This is a genomic window from Bacillus ndiopicus (assembly GCF_000612805.1).
GTDB classification, from domain to species: Bacteria; Bacillota; Bacilli; order Bacillales_A; family Planococcaceae; genus Metasolibacillus; species Metasolibacillus ndiopicus.
Window position 1 is genome coordinate 91,093 of sequence record NZ_HG964409.1, and the last position, 17,606, is coordinate 108,698.

The window sequence follows — 17,606 nt, forward strand, 5'->3', positions numbered from 1 at the left end:
TTAAGCGATGTATTAAATAAAGGCCTTTATAGTTTGAGAAAGGATGTTTGTATGAAGATTACAAGTGAGAATTTTATCAAGCATTTAAAAAAAGGGAAAGAAGAAGCATTGCAATATGTAATTGATGAATATATTGGGATTGTCAAAGCGGTTATCTATAATGCTTTAAAATCTTATAATGATCCTCAAATAATAGAAGAATGCATAAGTGATACATTTTTGGGCGTTTATGAAAATGCCAAGCAATTTGAAGGAGCTCAAGAGGATTTCAGAAAGTGGATTTGTACAATTGCCAAATTTAAAGCGATTAGTAAGCAAAGAAAATTAGTTAAGACAGTAACATTTTATGAAATCGAGGAAAATAGCAATGCAACAATATCGGCAGAAGAGGAATACATTTTAAAAGTCTCTACAGAAGAATTATTAAAAATGATGAGTAAGTTAGCCCCAGTGGATTGCGATATTTTTACGATGAAATACTTTTTAAATATGAAGAATGAAGAGATTGCAGAGCATTGTGGTTTGACAAAGGCAGCTATTGATAATCGCTTATATCGAGGGAAAAAGCGATTACAACAAATTTGTTTAGGAGGTAGTACGACATGAAGAAGCTATATAAGCAATTTAATCGCTTAAATATTGATATGAAAATGGAGCCAATGGAAGTCAACACGCTTGAAAAAGAGAGAATTCAAAGGGCAATCTTCAAAGCCAAAAAGAAAAAGTATCTCACAAAATATATGGTAGTCGTTGCTACATTTTTACTTGCTACAAGCATTACAGTTGGCTATGCATTTCCTGCTTTCGCAACCAATATTCCACTTATAGGGAATATATATGCGTTATTTATTAATAACGAAAAGTATGTATTTGAAAGCTATGGAGAATATTCGACGAGTATGGGCGAGAGTCAAAAAAGTAATGGTGTTGAAGTAACTATTACAAATGCAGTCTATGATACGGAGAACATTACGATTGCTTATACAATTAAAAGCGAAAAGGATTTAGGAGAAAGACCTGCTTTATCAGAGCAAATAATCGTAGATGAATTTACTGAGAGATATAAGCACAACCCGGGCTACGATGGAAGTTATCTAGTGCAAAAGATAAGTGATTATGAATATGCTGTTGTTTATGTTTTACAGCTTCTTAGAGGTACCAAGCCAGAACAGGTACATGTGAAATTCAAAGGAAATGAAATACGGGATTTAAATAATGTAAATAATGCAGTAGCAGGCAACTGGTCTTTTGAATTTACTTTAGATGCACTTGAAAGTAAATCACAATTATTTGAAAAATATAGTCTAAAAGCAGAAGCTGAAGGTGTTAAGATTGCTGTACTGAAAAAAACAGTAACACCTATTGCAACAACATTCTATATATCAGAATTAGTGGATGAAGCATTATTGGCGCAAGAGTATGATGAAATACGTCATGCCGTTGTTGAATATACGGTGACTGATGATGTAGGAAATCATTATAATATTATTTATCATAAAGGGACGGGCCATAGTACAGAGTTTGGTAAATTTCATGAGAATTATCCACGCATTATGCTATCAAACTATGATAAACGAGCAACATCTATTTTTATAACGCCTAAAATCACTATTGGTAAAACAGAGAATCCTGGCGGTGGCTTCTTTGTACCTGTAAAGGAGCCATTTGAAATTGCTCCTATTCAAGTGCCGATAAAGTAAGGCTTCAATCGGTATGTTACGCGGAAAAAACAAGTTGGCTCTATTACTAGGGCTAACTTGTTTTTTTATCTTGATTCAGCAAATGTATTTCTGCGACGAGTAACCGCAGGAGCAAATGTCTTTTTGTATCGAAAGCGTAGCGACATATACAGAAAGCTCCCACTTCCACAGGTTGCTTATTTAGGCCTTCATTCAGTGGGTGTTCAAACACTCACTGAGAAAGAGGAACTCAGTCTAAGAACGCCACGTCCTGTGGCAACGACTGAGTGACCAGCATCGTGTTGCCCCAAAGCCTCCGGCGGATGTCACAGATTTTGAATATGTACATTATTATTTCTAGAAAAAGTATTATTTGACTATTATAACGGTAAATCCAGCTATTCGATTTTTGCTGTAGTTCCGTTTTTTGTGTTGATTCTTATAATTACTTATGTATACTGCATGTAGAAAGAGGCTATCGAGAAAATTCAAATTTCCGATACCCTCTGAATTATTTAAACCGTTAACTCACTCATCAATGCGTGTGTATTACCTTCTGTATCCTTGAAAAATACCATCCAAGTTTCTACACTGCCCATTTTCGCAACGACATGTGGTTTATCGATAAACGTTACATTTTCATTCATAAGATGCTCATAGGTAGCTTGGATACTGTCTACTTGAAAGTAAATAACAGAGCTTGGATGAGCGAATTCTTCTTTTTCTGGCAATGTTAGCATGAGGCGTAATCCATCACATTCGAAAAAGGCCATTGAATCCGTATTGTACAGAAGTGGTAAACCTAATAAACCTTTGTAAAAGTTTACTGCTCTCGTAATATTTTGTACAGGTACCCCGATTTGCCCTACACTTTTAATTGATGTCATTTTTAATATAAGCCCCTCTCATAGGTCCATTTATTACTATTACTACCATTGTAAAATAAAAAGCGTTAATTTACACTTGAAATAGAAATGTGTGGACGGAGAGAGGAAATGAAAAAATTAATTACTACTTTAATTGTTTTGATAGGAGTGATGTTTGTATTGAGTAATGCAGAAGCGCAGTCTGGCAAGACAAAGGCAACCTGGCTTTGGAACACCTATACAATTACCGATGAACAAACAATCACATTTATTGTAGAAAAAGAAGTGACATCAGTATATTTGCAAATTGATCCATCGCTACCAAATGAAATGTATGCTGACTTTATTGGCAAAATGAATACAGCAGGTATTGAAGTACAGGCACTTGATGGTGCTCCAGATTGGGATACAACTTACTTTGATACTTTGTGGGAATGGTTAAGCCAGTACCAAGAGTCTTATCCAGATGCACCATTTACAGCAGTGCACTTAGATGTAGAGCCTTATTTGTCGGAATTTTGGGAGAGTAATGAGCCGATGGCAATATATCAATATCAAGAACTGTTACAGCACGCTATGGAGCAAGCGCATACCGCAGAATTAAAATTAGAGGTAGATATTCCATTTTGGTATGATGAGGTGCTTTATAAAAATACATTTGGCAAAGGCAATTTAGCTGAATGGATTATTAAAAATGTAGATGGGATATCGATTATGGCTTACCGCAATACAGTCCCTGCTTTAAAGCGCGTTACAGAAAATGAAATGAAGTATGCTAAAAAATACGAAACACCTGTTGTTATTGGTGTTGAAACGATACCTTTCCCTAAGGAGCCTGAAGTATCATTTTCTGCTAAAGGTGAAAAACGGATGAATGGGATGTTAAGTCAAATTAATAAACATTATGCAAACCATCGTTATTTCGATGGAGTAGCAGTGCATCATGTCGATAGTTGGATGGGGATGAAAAAATAGTGGTGGAAAGAAGGACTGTCAGGGGAATTCAGCGCTAGTCATTCTTATTTGGCTAATTTTTCTTTAGTATTTAACCAAATTTTAACCTTTAAATATTATAATCGAGGAAAAAATGTGAGGTAATACAAAAAAGGTTTAGCGTTTTAAGAGGGCTTTGATAAACTATAAAAAATCAATTTTCCATAATATAAATCCTACTTTTTATTGGATTTATCAATTTAAAGGTCGATTTGTCACGCAATTTTTGTGACAAATCGACTTTTTTAGTGTGCTTCATTTGGCAGAATCTATTTTTGATCCAATTCCACAACTACTCGCCCTGTACCATCCAAATATTGCTCAAAGCGAAAGATGACAAGCTGAACAGGGTATACAGGTTCCTTTCCTTGATAATTTTTATCAAAGAATTGCCCCACTCGATACTTCTCTTGTCGGTCAAGCAAGCTGGAATAGGAATAGTAAATATCGCCTTCCGCATCGATGAAATAATCAAAGACATTTTTATATTTATCCTTTTGATACGCAGTGATTGTATATTCAATTTCATAGTTGTCTTTAACTGTTAGCTCGATAGGTAGTTGACTTGGCACACTTAAAATTTGCTTTTTCTCAAATTCCGCAGTAATAACCGCATCCTTTTTATCGATTGACTCTATTTCTTTAACTTTATAGGTAGTACTTCTGCGTCTAAAAGTTCCTCCACTTTAAAGCGAACACCATAGAATTTGAATAAAATCTGGACAAAATAGCAAAAAATCTTTTTGTATTTAGTCTGGGGTGGATAAAAGCTCAAAATAAATGAAGTAAGCTGTTAAAGGAGCCAGCATTTCGAGAAAGGAGGTTGTATATATCAGAATTGTAACACTATTCAAAATTTTGTTGACACCTTTTTGGAAAGGGGTTACACTAAACCTAGTTAATAGTCATTAGAATTTATAAGCTAGGAAATAGAGAGTGTGTTTATATGTCATTGAGTAAAAAACGCTATATAGGTCGACTATCTATTCTTCTTTTATTCTCAGATGATTCACCCCAACAATTGGCAAAACTAGAACAGGATAATTGGAAGGGATGTACAGGAAAAGTCGGTTCTATGGACTCTCAAAAAATAGTTGCTGCTATTGAGACAGCAGCTAAGAAAAATGGGATTATCAAGTCTGACATTTACCGTGAATCTCATGCATTATACCATGCGATTATTGAAGCTTTACATGGTGTGACGAGGGGGCAGGTACAACTAGGCTCTGTACTTAGAACTGTTGGTTTATCTTTTGCTGTTTTACGAGGGAATCCATATGATAATGAACGAGAGGGAGATTGGATTGCCGTTTCTTTATATGGAACAATTGGTGCACCAGTTAAAGGCTTGGAGCATGAAACGATTGGTTTAGGTATTAATCATATATAATTTGCCCATAGTTTTTTAGTTAATAGGGGGCTGTATCGTGAAATCACTTTTTTGTGATTTTATTGATATAGCCCTTTTTTCTATGGCATTTTACTTAACTAAAGGAATTTGAGGGGTGATTTAGCCTAGCTTTCACACTTGGGCTTATCAATGATAGACAAACGATTACTGCAATGGGGGTGTTGGAAATTTAGAAGCAAAAAAATTAGCCTATCAAACTGAATTAATTGCATCAACTATTGTTGAAGGATTACGTGAAATTATAGATGCCTCTGCTGAAGGAATTAGCTTGGCTCATGGCAGAACGAATTCGTGTATATCTTACTAATGGCTTATTAACAACAAAACAAGGGAAAATAAATTTAATCACTAAAACTACAGCAAAAATATGAGAGCTATAAACTTGAGATGGAATTCAATGAGGTGTTGTTATTAAAAACACTAGTAAAGCTTTCTTTATATAGTATCAAGTGTGTTGGTTATGCTAATATTGGATATTTGTAAGTAGGATTCATAAGGGAAAAACCCCTTTTTATAAAAATTTCACTTGTTGGTTGACGTGGTGTTGGCGATTCTGGAGGGAATAGCATGAGTTGAAATCACTTAGCAAAAGCTGTTTCTGTATCATACAACGGGAATCAATAGATTAATAGAGGTCATCTGTAAAAAAGGCGAATCAACACACCTAATATAGTATTAAAAAATACAAATTGCTTTAGAAGGAAAGGGTGAGGGGTATGTTCAATGCAGTGGTAATTTCAGTAATTGTAATGGTTGTATTAAGCCTTCTTCGCGTCAATGTAATGTTGACAATTTTGATTGCAGCTGGTGTTGCAGGTTTGATGGAAGGGTTGTCATTAGTTGACACGACAAATATGTTAATATCCGGAATGGGTGGGCAAGCAAATACCGCATTAAGCTATATTTTGCTCGGTATATTTGCCGTTAGGATTGGTTACTCGGGGATTACAGGGTTTCTAGTGAAAAGACTTATAAAGATTTTAAAAGGTAAGCGTGCAATTCTATTGTTAACAATTGCTGGGGTTGCTTGTTTTTCTCAAAATGTGGTTCCTGTACACATAGCGTTTATTCCAATTTTAATCCCACCTTTACTGCACTTGTTCGATAAAATGAAGGTGGATCGTAGAGGAGTAGCAACAGCCTTAACCTTTGGATTGAAGGCACCGTATATTATGATTCCCGCAGGCTTTGGTTTGATTTTCCATGGGATTATTGCTGATGAAATGAAAGCGAGTGGTATGGAAATCCCTATTTCATCTGTTACTTATTCTATGTTAATACCTGGAATTGGTATGATTGTTGGTTTATTGTTTGCTGTTTTTATTTCTTATCGCAAAGACCGTGTAGTGTCTTCTAGTGAAGAAGCTGGGCTATCTTTTAACAAACAAGAAGCGATAAATGAGATGGCGGCATCGGAAGAGATGAAATTATCTTTCACATCAAAACACTTGTTTACAATTATTGCGATTATTTGCGCCCTTATTGTGCAGCTTGCGAGTAGTTCATTAGTTTTAGGCGCGCTTACAGGTATTATTCTTATGTTCTTATTAACAGTGGTACCATTTAAAGAAGGGGAAAAAGTTGTTGGTGAAGGCATTAATATGATGGCAATGATTGCATTTGTAATGTTAATTGCCTCAGGATATGCAACGATTTTGAAAGAAACAGGCGCTGTTGAAAGCCTTGTAAAGTCCACAACGGAGATGTTAGGTGATAATAAATTGCTTATTGCGACGATGTTGCTTCTAGTTGGATTATTAATCACGATGGGTATTGGCTCATCCTTCGGTACGATTCCAGTTCTTGCAGCTTTGTTTGTGCCACTTTGTCTAGCTGTAGGCTTCTCTCCATTGGCAACTGCTTCATTAATTGGTACTGCAGGCGCACTTGGAGATGCAGGTTCACCCGCATCAGACAGTACACTTGGTCCGACTTCGGGACTAAACGCAGATGGAAAACACAATCATATTTGGGACACATGTGTGCCAACCTTCTTGCATTTTAACATTCCGTTATTCATTTTTGGCTTAATTGCTGCAATGGTTCTTTAAAGTTAATTGAAATAGTACGCAAGAAACAGATTGCTTAAAAAAGGGGATGATAGAATGAAACTCAATTTTGTCAAAATTAGCCCATCAAAAAATATGACTATTTTAATTACTAACTATATTGATCCAGCGCAGTATTCATACATCGCCAAAACACTTATGGATTATGAATATATCAATGCGGAACAGTTAGGGTTTTTGGTCACACCAAAAAGTAAGGATTCTTTAATTAGATTAGAGATGTCAGGGGGGGAATTTTGCGGAAATGCACTTTTAGCGGCGGCTTCCTACTGTCATTACAATGGACTAACAGAACAACGTAATTTTTTATTAGAAACTTCTGGCGCAGAATCACCTCTCGCTTGTTTAGTTGAAGCGACATCTTCTAATTACTTTAAAGCGAAAGCTGAGATGCCAGAACCTCTTTCCATTAGAGAACTTACTTTTGACCTTAATGGAAGAAACATTTCTGGAAGTTGTGTGCAACTAGATGGAATTACCCACTTCTTAACAGACTATTGGCCAAGCCAAGATGATTTTAACCTAATCATTGAAGAAGTTTCTAAAAGAATTGAAAATAAAGCAATTGGTATTATTCCTTATAGAAGATTAAGGGAAAATGACTATGAGATATGGCCTTTCGTTTATGTTAAAGAAACGGGATCTCAATTTTTCGAACAAGCATGTGGATCTGGCAGTCTCGCATTGGGGATTTACTTGGCAAAAGGTATAGAGGACAAGTTTAATATACATCAACCAGGCGGGGTAATTAATGTTGAAACAGGTGCTAAAAATTATATTTCAACAGATGTCCGTTTTACTTGTGAAGGCTTTGCTGAAATTGATTGATAGTGAAGAAGTTTCCAAAATAGTCTCTTAAAATTTAAACACTTTTGAGCGCTGAAAAGCGAAACTTCTTGTATTGTCCTCATTTGTTATTGTTGGAAATAGAGATGACACAACTAAAGATTTTCAAACAATGCCTTTCTAACCTACATGGGGTAGAAGGGCATTTTTTGTGCTTCAGCTAAATATTAGGTTTGTAGATTATAAAAATACTGGCTATTGAATGGATTAATTTTGAGGTGGGGGGTCTGAAAGTAGCCTAATGCACCTCTTTTTAGTAAAATATTTGCCCCTTAGAGAAGATTTCTTTTAGATATTTTTGATTTTTTTAGCAGCCTCAAACTCATATCTAAGCGACCTCTTTCATTTATTTTCAAACATTTTTGATTTTTTTAACTAAATTTTAACCTTCGTAGTTTATAGTGTAACAAACTAAAATTTTAGAGGAGGAAATTGAAATGAAAAAAACTATGATTGGAAGTGCATTGGCATTAGGCTTAATAATGAGCGGGGCTGGGGTAACATCTGCTAATTCGAATATTGGTGGGGCTCAACCAATTAATATTCAAGGTATGGATATTGAAACGGCTTTAATGGCAGTACAATCACAACGAGCCAAGCTACTAGAGGAGCAACTAAGAAATCAAATTGAAGACGTTCAGCAAAAAAATCAAGGAATAGCCACGTTGAATAATCAGTTAATAGAGTTAAATAAAGAAAAGGCAGCCACATCAGATCAAGCGAAACAGGCAGAATTAGAAAAACAAATTAATGATTTAAAAGGTCAAATTGATAGTTTAGGTAATTCGCAGCAAATGGATATGTTACGTTTGCAAAGTATGTCTAATAAGCGCAACGAGGCTTTCGATGTCATGACAAACTTTGTTAAAAAAATGCAGGATAGCCGCTCATCTATTCTTGGAAATATGCGCTAGCACTTTCTATCAAATTAAGGAGGGGAAACAATGAGGAAAAATAAATTATTTATTGTAGCAACAGCGGGAGTAGTTGCTACAAGCTCTGTTGCTGGGATACAGGCTCAGGCTGCAGCAACTTCTTTTTCAGATGTAAAAGAGAAAAGCAGTCATTATCCAGCGATTATGGACTTAGTGCAACGTGGTATTATTCAAGGCTATCCAGATGGCACATTTAAACCAAATGAAGTAGTGACATATGCACAGGCAGCAAAAATCATTGCTGGGGTGGTTGGAATAGAGGGGACAAGTGAGGAGCTTCTACAGTTGATAGGAATTGTGGAAAGCCCAAATCAGCCTGTGTCACGCTATAGCATGGCAACAATTATTGCTCAAGTATTGCAATTACCTGCTTCTGAGGGTACGATTCCGTTCACGGATGTAACATCAGAATATAAAGCAGCAGTAGCAGCGTTATTTACAAATGGTATTACAGCAGGGACATCTGCTACTACCTTTAGTGGTGAAAGGTATGTAACACGTGGACAGCTTGCGACATTTATTGTTAGAGCGGAACGAGCAAAGCAGACAGCACCTAAGATAACAGGGACTACTTTGATGATACAGGATATTCAAAATGGTGAACTACTAACAGACGATAAAAAATGGCCGATTGGCGGAAATGCCAAGGAAATTTTAAATGCTAAAAATGCCACAGCTTTAACTGGGGCAAAGCTTGATGTTATTGTAGTGAATGGTGAAATTGCAGAAGTGCTAGCGATTGACCTAAATACCTCTGGAGAGTCCGAGAAGCATGTAATACTAGATGGAGGCAATGCATCTGTAGATAATGTGGTTGTAAATGCTGATTTTGTAGAGCTGAAAAACATAACAATTGCTGCGGACCTTCGTGTTGCTGGCAAAACATCTAATATCGTATTGGATAAAGTTACTGTACAGGGACAGGTGTTTTTAGAGGAAATTGAAGCACCTAAAACAGCGTCACTTACAAAGGTAGCTACCCAGTTTTATACTGATGGTGTAAACCTTCATATAACTAATGGTTATGTTCCTGCGATTATAAGTAACGCAGCAAATGCGACTATTCGTTCAAATACACATATCCCATATATTTACCCTGGTCAATCATTAGTGGTAGATGCGCCAGGGGTTGGATTTATGGATATGCAACCTTGGATGTACCCAGAGCAGATAGTAGGAGGCACAGCGCCAATTGATCTTTTATCTTTAAATGCTGATATTGTGCAGAGTTTACTAGATAATGTAAGAAAAATACAGGAAGAGAATGAGAAGTTCATTCAAGGGTTGAAGGACGCTAATAACCTAGACTCAGACCCAACAGCTCAAGCAATACGTAGCCAATTAGAAAAAATAATAGCTTCAATTATGCAAAATGAGGAGCAAAATAATCGTTTATCGCAAGAGCAACTAAGAGCTCTTCTTGAAAAGGAAATGAGGAATTTACCTAATTTACCACAGCAATCACCAGAAGAGTTAAATAAAATATACGACTCACAAATAAATAATATGCTACAAGAACGGGTAATGCGAGAAAGACAACAGCAGCAACAACGTTTACAGGAGCTAGAAAGACAAAAACAAGAGCAATTACTAAATATGCAAGAAAAATTGGCACAACGGCAATCACGAGCTAGATTACAAGGCTCACTGGAGATAAATAATGTTTTACTACCATCTGAGGCCAATGCTAGCTTGACGCTTGGCGAAGATGTAACGATAGGCAATATAACAACAAACATGACACATGAGCAATTGCGTGAACGTGTAAATGCTCACCCAGGACAAATTGGTACGCTAACAATGGCGAATGGTCAACAAAGTCCATTCAATTCTACGCTTCCATCAAATAACAATTCAGATAGTGGCAGTGGGAATACAGGTGGTACTACACCAAGACTACCAAAGCTTGAGACAGCTAGCCTTGAAGCGATGATAAAAAAGGCCAACGAGCGTCGAGCGAGTATTGAAGAAGCCGCAGCAACGGAGCCGATAGCTGTAAATGGCGATGTTATCCCTTATACACAAAAATGGATGCCACAAAGTGTAGTTGATGCACTAGATACAGCTATTATAGAGGCAGAAAAAATGGTGAAGGATGCAAAAGGTGCGACGACTGCCAATCAACGTGTAGCTTCTTTAACAAATATACAATCACGATTGGCATTGACCCAACCTGAGATTACACAAATGGTTGAGAAGTTGGAAAAGTTAATAAGTATGCAATCAATTGAAGGATTGAAAGAAAAGAAATGGCTTTATGATACGTTGAATGGAAAAGAGATTGATGCAGAGGCCATTCCTCCAAGCATACCAGATGACATAGAATTACCACCAGAGTTTAATGATATTTCAGAAGAAGAACTCAGATCTATTGGCGTAATATACCAAATTCTTAACCAAAGAGCAATCTTAGAGAATATGCCACATGTAGAATTTGACTCTATTTTTGAAGTGATGCTAGAGGAAATGCGTAACAAAGAGGTAATCCAAATAACGGACACACAAATAATCATTTCGTTGTTTGAAGGGCTTAACTTTACAGATCCTACGACACAGCAATCAGTATCTCTTGTAGATGAGCTGATAGCGAAGATAGCGATTACACAGGGAGTAAGGAATGCAGCGATTACGGGGGCAACTTATACAATCACAGATTCTATAATAACAGGTATGACCCTCAATTATATAGGGGGGATAGATGCTTTAAGTGGTGAAGAGGAATTGGAGTTGCAATTTGGGAATGACCGCGCTCCTATATCTGCATCTATAATTGGAGTAAGCGATACCGAAATTCATCTTGGAGGTTTTGAAATGCATCCTGATGACCGCCCTTCTATGTTACAGGGTATTGCATTACCGGGCTATGAATTTTATGGGTTCCCAATGTCGATTCAATTGCCAGCAGTAAAGCAAATTAATGTTCTAAGTGCTATGTTTTCACCAGTAGAACCAGGTAAATTACCAAATAAATTAATCCTTTTCACATATTCAAACAATTTAGTCGATTTAATAGGTAAGGAGTTAAATCTAGATTTTGGAGTGGGAACATCAACTATAGGTAATGTTCTGCTAGACGATGCGCAGGGGCAAATACGTGTTCAAGTGGAGTTGGATAATGATAGTCCAATACCAACAGAACTACATGCTATTACAGTAGAGGGGTATCAATTTAATTATCAATTTAATTTACCATCACCAATGCCAATACTGCCACCGCCACTATTACCACCCGAAATACCACAGACTTAAAACTAAATTTATAAAAGCCATGCTCAAATCAATCGAGCATGGCTTTTTGCCTCCAACAAACAATTTATAATTTGTTTATTTTTCCGATATAGGCAGTTTAGAAATGGGGTGTATGCTTAAAGTAAGTTAAAAAGAAATGGAGATGGGGACAATGAACACAAAATTTAAAATGATGACAGTAGCAGTAGCAAGCTCAATCGCATTATTAACAGCAGGTTATGGTGCTACAGATGCCCAAGCTGCAAATAATCCAGTAGCTCTTCAGCAACTTGTTAAACAAAAACACCGCGCATCACTAGGCCAAATTGAAGCGAAAATTTTAGGCGGTACGCACTGGCAAGGAACACGCGTATACGATGCAAAAGGCAATGATTTAACAAAAGAAAATGCGAACTTTATTGGTCTTGCGAAATATGATGAAAAAACAGGTCATTATGAATTTTTCGATGCTAAAACGGGAGAAACTCGTGGTGACCGTGGTACCTTCTTTATTACAAATGATGGCGCAAAACGTATTTTAATTTCTGAAACGATGAATTATCAAGCTGTAGTTGACTTAACTGAGCTATCAAAAAATATTTTCACATATAAACGTATGGGGAAAGATAAACAAGGTAACGATGTTGAAGTTTATGTAGAGCACAAGCCATATAAGAAAAACTTGAAATTCACAACGGATGCAGCTAAATTAAATGCAACTACTGGAACAATTGTACGTTCAATTGATGGCGACGCAATTTTAGGCTCGACATTGTGGAATGGCACAAAAGTTTTTGATGATCAAGGTAATGATGTGACAGAGTTCAATAGCAACTTCCTTAGCATCGCGAAGTTTGATGAGAAAACAAGTAAGTATGAATTCTTTAATATTGCAACAGGTGAAAGCCGTGGGGATTATGGTTACTTTGATGTACTAAATAAAAATAAAATTCGTGCACATGTTTCAATTGGGACAAATAAATATGGTGCAGCGCTAGAATTAACAGAAGTAAACACAAATAGATTCACATATAAGCGTATGGGGAAAAATGCGGCTGGTGAAGATGTTGTAATTTTTGTAGAGCATGAGCCATATACAGGCGACTACAAGCCAAACTTTAGCTTCTAATTATAGCTTATTTGAAAACCTCCTCTATAAATAAAGTGAAATAATGAAGCTGTAGGGAAAGTTAGGTGTAGACCTGCTTTCCCTACAGCTATTTATGGCGCAAAAACGAGAAATTCTTTTAGTTTAAAGGATTTCGCTGGATTTTAAAGAAAAAGTATTATAAAGAATTTAACGGATAATTGGGTATTTGTGTAAATTTAATCGTGTGTCCAGTATTTTTGGTAAAGTAAGCTGGTGCATAATTGATGAGAAAGGAGATGGCATATGACAATTAAACGTAGGTTTTTAATTTCATATATCGGAGGTATTTTTATTGCAAGTGCGTCGCTATTGGCAATTATTTGTATTTTGTTTTATGTGACAACAGGTGTAGTTCCGACGCCAAATACGCTGTATCAAGCGATGACAAAACAGCGTTCCTTAAGCGCAGATGAGGAACTTTCCTATGTGGAGTTGCGTAGGGTCGCAAAAACAGCCCCTGATAAAATCATTAATATGGACCGAGACTTGGCACACAATATACTACAAGTTGAGACAAAATCACTAGGGGTTGTTATTCGTAAGGACACTGAAATTGTCTATTATTCTGAAGGATTAGTAGAGAAATCTCTTATTGCCCACTTTCCACAATTTGATGCCAATAATATTGAAACGAGGGGTACAATCCAAAATGCTGGTCGCCTTTATCGCTATATTAAATTTGATTTTTATTTTAGTGACCAGACGAAGGGCAGTATTCTCATTTTAAAAAAGGAAAATAATTTGTTGGAGTTTATGACGAGATGGGGCATTGTCATTATTTTAGCCATCGCATGTATTTCGGTAGCGGGCGTTGTGTTTATGAATTATTTGCTAAGAAAAGCTATTATTTCGCCGCTTGAAAGCTTAGGGAAAGTAATGGCAGAGATGAAAGAGGGAGAGCTTGTTGCAACGCCTATTGAAAAAGCTGAACATACAGCAAAAGAGGTACAGCAGCTAACGCTGAATTTTGAAAATATGCGCGATACTTTAATCGAATCGATTAAGGAGCAACGGAATTTAGAAAACAATCGTAAGGAGCTTATTGCAAATATCTCACATGATTTAAAAACCCCAATTACATCTATTATTGGCTATGTAGAGGGCTTACAGGAAGGGGTAGCAGATACACCAGAGAAGCAAGAAAAGTATTTGCAAACGATTCATGCGAAATCAATCGCTTTAAACTATTTGATTGAAGAACTCTTTTTGTATTCGAAGCTTGATGCGGAGGCAATTTCCTTCCATTATGAGCGCATTGATCTTGTTCAATTTTTAAAGCATGTTGTAGAGGAGCTTCAAATAATTGATAGACAAGTGTCGATTCGTCTACAAACAAATGAAGAGTCTTTATATGTTTTGGTTGATCGTATGCAAATGAATCGTGCTATTATGAACTTAATCGAAAATAGCATTAAATTTAAAAAAGATGATGAACCATTAACGATTTTATTGGAAGTATTCAAAAATGATTCTAGTGTTGTGCTACGTGTAGTCGATAATGGGCAAGGTATTCCAAAGGAGCAGCTTCCATATGTATTTAATCGCTTTTACCGTGGGGAAGAGGCACGAACATCAGATACAGGTGGTAGCGGTCTAGGTTTAGCGATTGTGCAGCAAATTATAGAGAAGCATGGTGGCAATGTACAAATTGAAAGCGAACAAATGGTGGGTACCATTGTTAGTATTACGCTAGAGCAGGCATAGGGAGGCATTTGAATGAGTAAATCACGTGTATTATTAATTGAAGATGATCGTAGTATTGCAGAGCTGCAAAAAGATTATTTAGAAATCAATCAAATTGATGCAGATATTGCACGGGATGGCTTGGAGGGTGTTAGCCGCGCACTGAATGAGCCTTTTGATTTAATCGTTGTTGACATTATGCTGCCTTCATTAGATGGCTTTGAGGTTTGTCGACGAATTCGAGAGAAGAAAAACATTCCGATAATGATTGTATCCGCGAAAAAGGAAGATATTGATAAAATACGTGGTCTTGGTTTAGGGGCAGATGACTATATGACAAAGCCATTTAGCCCAAGTGAGCTCGTTGCAAGGGTGCAAGCGCATATTAAGCGTTACCATATGCTAACAGGCGCAGGTCAAAAACAGAATATACTTGAGATTAATGGTGTTGTGGTTGATAAGGTAGCGCGTAAAGCTTTTGTGCTAGGGCAAGAAATTATTTTCCCAACAAAGGAGTTAGATTTGCTCATTTTTTTTATGGAGCATCCGAACCGTGTATGGACAAAGGAGCAATTGTTCAGACAAGTATGGGACATGGATGATTTAGATGGTGATGTGTTTACAGTTGTTGTCCATGTAGGGCGAATTCGAGAAAAATTAAAAAAAGGGAAGCTATCTGAACTTCCAATCGAAACGATTTGGGGTAGCGGCTATCGCTTTAACACTTAAAATAAAACTGCAATTAGGTTTTTGTGACTTCATCATTTAATAAGAGATAAAACCAGCTCAGGCATGTTAGAATCAGTCTAACATGTCTTTTTATCTTGATTCACCCACTGAATCAAGATAGAAGCCCTAGCGGCTATCACAGATTTTGAAGAGTTTCCCTTGCTAGTTCGAAAAATCTGGACTAAAGTTAGCCAAGGCGTAATTGATCATTAAGGAGCATCCATATGGAACCGATTATTCAAGCAAGTAACAAAAAAGTGTATCCAATTATATACAAGCCATCGCCCAATTCACGTGATAGCATCAACTGCTTTTTAGTAGAGGATGCCTACAGTTTGACCTTAATTGATGCGGGTATTGAGCACCCTACGTATAAGCAATTTTTCAAAGAACAGCTTGCAACATATGGTTTTCAACTACAGGATATTTCACAAATTTTATTAACACACCACCATAATGACCATACAGGAATGGTCAATGATATTGTTGCGTCTAAAAATATACCTGTTTATGCAAGCGACAAGGCGGTTCCACGCCTGCGTTTTGAACCAGATTATTTGTATTATAAAATCGCATTTTTTGAGCATTTATATAAAGTGTATGATGTATTACATACGGAAGCGGCTATTAATCGTATGATGAAGCTAAGAACGACTTATGAGCAACACGAGCAATTGAAAATACAGGCAAACATACTTCCTTTGCATCAGTCGCAAAAGTTAGGTGATTTCCACATTCAGTATTTCCCAGGACATTCACCAGATTCAATTGCTTTTTATGATGAAAGTACAAAATGGCTATTTGCGGGTGATATTATTTTTTCCAATAGTATACCAAATGCGCTAGTGGATTTTGATGAGGAAGGAGAAATGCTGCAAACAGTGCAGCAGCAACAGCAATCTTTCCATGCTTTGCAAAACCTTGAGCTTTCGCATGTTTTTGCAGGTCATCAACCAAGCTTTACTAATACGGCAGAAGTGATAGAGCGCAGCTTGCGACATATGGATACAAAATGGCAACGTATTTACCAGGCTTTGCAGCAGGGCGAGTTAACAGGCCAGCAATTAGCGCAGGCAGCGTACGGCTTAAAGCTAGACAGTGCATTTATATTTGTGATGTCAGATATTATTGGCTATACGTATTATGGAGAAGCGCAAAAAAAGATTACGATAAATAAGGAAACTGGAGTTTGGAAGTTTTCCATTAATGCTTAATCCAAAAGGAGCGATATTATGCGAACAATAACTGATCATATTGGGCGACAAGTGCTATGTCCAAATCAACCGCAGCGCATCATTTCAATTTGCCCTGCCATTACAGAAACATTATTTGCTTTAGGTGCAGAAGAACTATTAGTCGGGTGTACGAAATATTGCATTTTTCCAAAAGGACAAGTGGAGAAGTTTACGAAAGTCGGTGGCACGAAGCAAGTCGATGTAGATTTGATAGAGCTGCTACAGCCTGATTTAATACTTGCTGAAAAAGAGGAGAATACAGAGGAAATTGTTACACAGCTAGAGAAAATTGCCTCCGTTTTTGTGGCAGAGGTGCAATCAATTGAAGATGGCTATCGTCTAATAGAAACACTAGGTATGTTAACGAATAAGGGGAATAAAGCGACTGAGCTTGTACAAGCTAGTAAGGCTGGTTTTGATTCCTTACCTCAGCAAAGCCTTGGGCGGGCAGCCTATGCTATTTGGCGCAAGCCATATATGGTTGTGGGAGATACAACGTATATTAACGATGTTTTAGCGCGGCTTGGCTTTGAAAATCCGTTTGCTAAAATGGATGGTCGTTATCCGAGTGTATCGCAAGAGCAATTTCAAGCGGCGCAGCTAGATGTATTGTTTCTTGCATCAGAGCCGTTTCCTTATAGTGAGAAGCATATCTCTGAATTTCAAGCGTTTTTACCTAATACGAAAATTATGCTAGTAGATGGTGAAATGTTTTGGTATGGAGCAAAAATGATAGAGGCTATGACATATTTAAAAGAGCTTGTAGAGCAGTTATAGATTCC

Annotated in this window: 15 protein-coding genes; 13 read left to right on the plus strand and 2 right to left on the minus strand. The window is 36.9% G+C overall.

From position 1 onward, the window contains the following. The first annotated feature begins 51 nt into the window (after positions 1-51). Positions 52-606: a sigma-70 family RNA polymerase sigma factor gene (locus TY13_RS16895; RefSeq protein WP_042478499.1), complete on the plus strand. Its 555-nt coding sequence runs from the start codon at positions 52-54 to the stop codon at positions 604-606. Next, a complete protein-coding gene (locus TY13_RS16900; protein ID WP_042478501.1) occupies positions 603-1,700 on the plus strand; it encodes a DUF4179 domain-containing protein in 1,098 nt (365 codons plus the stop codon). The genes TY13_RS16895 and TY13_RS16900 overlap by 4 nt, the downstream gene beginning before the upstream one ends. 494 nt (positions 1,701-2,194) lie before the next feature. Here the strand turns inward: TY13_RS16900 and TY13_RS16905 are convergent, their stop codons facing one another. Beyond that, entirely contained in the window at positions 2,195-2,566 is a 372-nt protein-coding gene (locus TY13_RS16905) for a VOC family protein (protein WP_042478502.1), read from the minus strand. A gap of 108 nt (positions 2,567-2,674) precedes the next feature. Here TY13_RS16905 and TY13_RS16910 point away from each other — a divergent pair, with 108 nt between their 5' ends. Then, the gene (locus TY13_RS16910; RefSeq protein WP_042478504.1) at positions 2,675-3,520 is read left to right on the plus strand and encodes a hypothetical protein; all 846 of its coding nucleotides are present in this window, start codon (positions 2,675-2,677) and stop codon (positions 3,518-3,520) included. A 287-nt stretch (positions 3,521-3,807) separates the two neighbouring features. Here the strand turns inward: TY13_RS16910 and TY13_RS16915 are convergent, their stop codons facing one another. Then, on the minus strand, positions 3,808-4,110 hold the full coding sequence (locus TY13_RS16915; protein ID WP_042478506.1) for a hypothetical protein: 303 nt from the start codon (positions 4,108-4,110) through the stop codon (positions 3,808-3,810). Between the two features lie 374 nt (positions 4,111-4,484). On the opposite strand from TY13_RS16915, the gene hutP reads away from it, so the two are divergent. From hutP to TY13_RS16965, 10 genes are all read left to right on the plus strand, one after another. Continuing rightward, positions 4,485-4,928, plus strand: a complete 444-nt coding sequence (gene hutP / locus TY13_RS16920; protein ID WP_042478507.1) for a hut operon transcriptional regulator HutP — start codon at positions 4,485-4,487, stop codon at positions 4,926-4,928. Positions 4,929-5,665: 737 nt separating this feature from the next. After that, positions 5,666-7,000 (plus strand): Na+/H+ antiporter family protein, encoded by a 1,335-nt coding sequence (locus tag TY13_RS16925; protein WP_042478509.1) that lies wholly within the window; start codon positions 5,666-5,668, stop codon positions 6,998-7,000. Positions 7,001-7,054: 54 nt separating this feature from the next. After that, on the plus strand, positions 7,055-7,846 hold the full coding sequence (locus TY13_RS16930; protein ID WP_042478510.1) for a diaminopimelate epimerase: 792 nt from the start codon (positions 7,055-7,057) through the stop codon (positions 7,844-7,846). 455 nt (positions 7,847-8,301) lie between these two features. Then, entirely contained in the window at positions 8,302-8,778 is a 477-nt protein-coding gene (locus tag TY13_RS16935; RefSeq protein WP_042478512.1) for a hypothetical protein, read from the plus strand. A gap of 30 nt (positions 8,779-8,808) precedes the next feature. Continuing rightward, positions 8,809-12,048 carry an S-layer homology domain-containing protein gene (locus TY13_RS19940; RefSeq protein ID WP_052344373.1) on the plus strand — a complete coding sequence of 1,080 codons (3,240 nt, stop codon included), beginning with the start codon at positions 8,809-8,811 and terminating at the stop codon, positions 12,046-12,048. Between the two features lie 151 nt (positions 12,049-12,199). Next, positions 12,200-13,156 (plus strand): DUF4822 domain-containing protein, encoded by a 957-nt coding sequence (locus tag TY13_RS16945; protein WP_042478513.1) that lies wholly within the window; start codon positions 12,200-12,202, stop codon positions 13,154-13,156. A 264-nt stretch (positions 13,157-13,420) separates the two neighbouring features. After that, positions 13,421-14,881, plus strand: a complete 1,461-nt coding sequence (locus TY13_RS16950) for a sensor histidine kinase (RefSeq protein WP_042478514.1) — start codon at positions 13,421-13,423, stop codon at positions 14,879-14,881. A gap of 12 nt (positions 14,882-14,893) precedes the next feature. Next, positions 14,894-15,589, plus strand: a complete 696-nt coding sequence (locus tag TY13_RS16955; RefSeq protein ID WP_042478516.1) for a response regulator transcription factor — start codon at positions 14,894-14,896, stop codon at positions 15,587-15,589. Positions 15,590-15,813: 224 nt separating this feature from the next. Further along, entirely contained in the window at positions 15,814-16,803 is a 990-nt protein-coding gene (locus tag TY13_RS16960; protein ID WP_052344374.1) for an MBL fold metallo-hydrolase, read from the plus strand. Positions 16,804-16,821: 18 nt separating this feature from the next. Next, complete coding sequence (locus TY13_RS16965; protein WP_042478518.1) at positions 16,822-17,601, plus strand: ABC transporter substrate-binding protein; 780 nt, start codon at positions 16,822-16,824, stop codon at positions 17,599-17,601. Positions 17,602-17,606: the final 5 nt, after the last annotated feature.

What these genes read in the sequence shown, in the direction of transcription:
- TY13_RS16945 (WP_042478513.1), top strand. Translation starts at nt 12,200, where the DNA reads ATGAACACAAAATTTAAAATGATGACAGTAGCAGTAGCAAGCTCAATC.
- TY13_RS19940 (WP_052344373.1), top strand. Translation starts at nt 8,809, where the DNA reads ATGAGGAAAAATAAATTATTTATTGTAGCAACAGCGGGAGTAGTTGCT.
- TY13_RS16955 (WP_042478516.1), top strand. Translation starts at nt 14,894, where the DNA reads ATGAGTAAATCACGTGTATTATTAATTGAAGATGATCGTAGTATTGCA.
- TY13_RS16895 (WP_042478499.1), top strand. Translation starts at nt 52, where the DNA reads ATGAAGATTACAAGTGAGAATTTTATCAAGCATTTAAAAAAAGGGAAA.
- TY13_RS16930 (WP_042478510.1), top strand. Translation starts at nt 7,055, where the DNA reads ATGAAACTCAATTTTGTCAAAATTAGCCCATCAAAAAATATGACTATT.
- TY13_RS16965 (WP_042478518.1), top strand. Translation starts at nt 16,822, where the DNA reads ATGCGAACAATAACTGATCATATTGGGCGACAAGTGCTATGTCCAAAT.
- TY13_RS16925 (WP_042478509.1), top strand. Translation starts at nt 5,666, where the DNA reads ATGTTCAATGCAGTGGTAATTTCAGTAATTGTAATGGTTGTATTAAGC.
- hutP (WP_042478507.1), top strand. Translation starts at nt 4,485, where the DNA reads ATGTCATTGAGTAAAAAACGCTATATAGGTCGACTATCTATTCTTCTT.
- TY13_RS16950 (WP_042478514.1), top strand. Translation starts at nt 13,421, where the DNA reads ATGACAATTAAACGTAGGTTTTTAATTTCATATATCGGAGGTATTTTT.
- TY13_RS16935 (WP_042478512.1), top strand. Translation starts at nt 8,302, where the DNA reads ATGAAAAAAACTATGATTGGAAGTGCATTGGCATTAGGCTTAATAATG.
- TY13_RS16910 (WP_042478504.1), top strand. Translation starts at nt 2,675, where the DNA reads ATGAAAAAATTAATTACTACTTTAATTGTTTTGATAGGAGTGATGTTT.
- TY13_RS16900 (WP_042478501.1), top strand. Translation starts at nt 603, where the DNA reads ATGAAGAAGCTATATAAGCAATTTAATCGCTTAAATATTGATATGAAA.
- TY13_RS16960 (WP_052344374.1), top strand. Translation starts at nt 15,814, where the DNA reads ATGGAACCGATTATTCAAGCAAGTAACAAAAAAGTGTATCCAATTATA.
- TY13_RS16905 (WP_042478502.1), bottom strand. Translation starts at nt 2,566, where the DNA reads ATGACATCAATTAAAAGTGTAGGGCAAATCGGGGTACCTGTACAAAAT.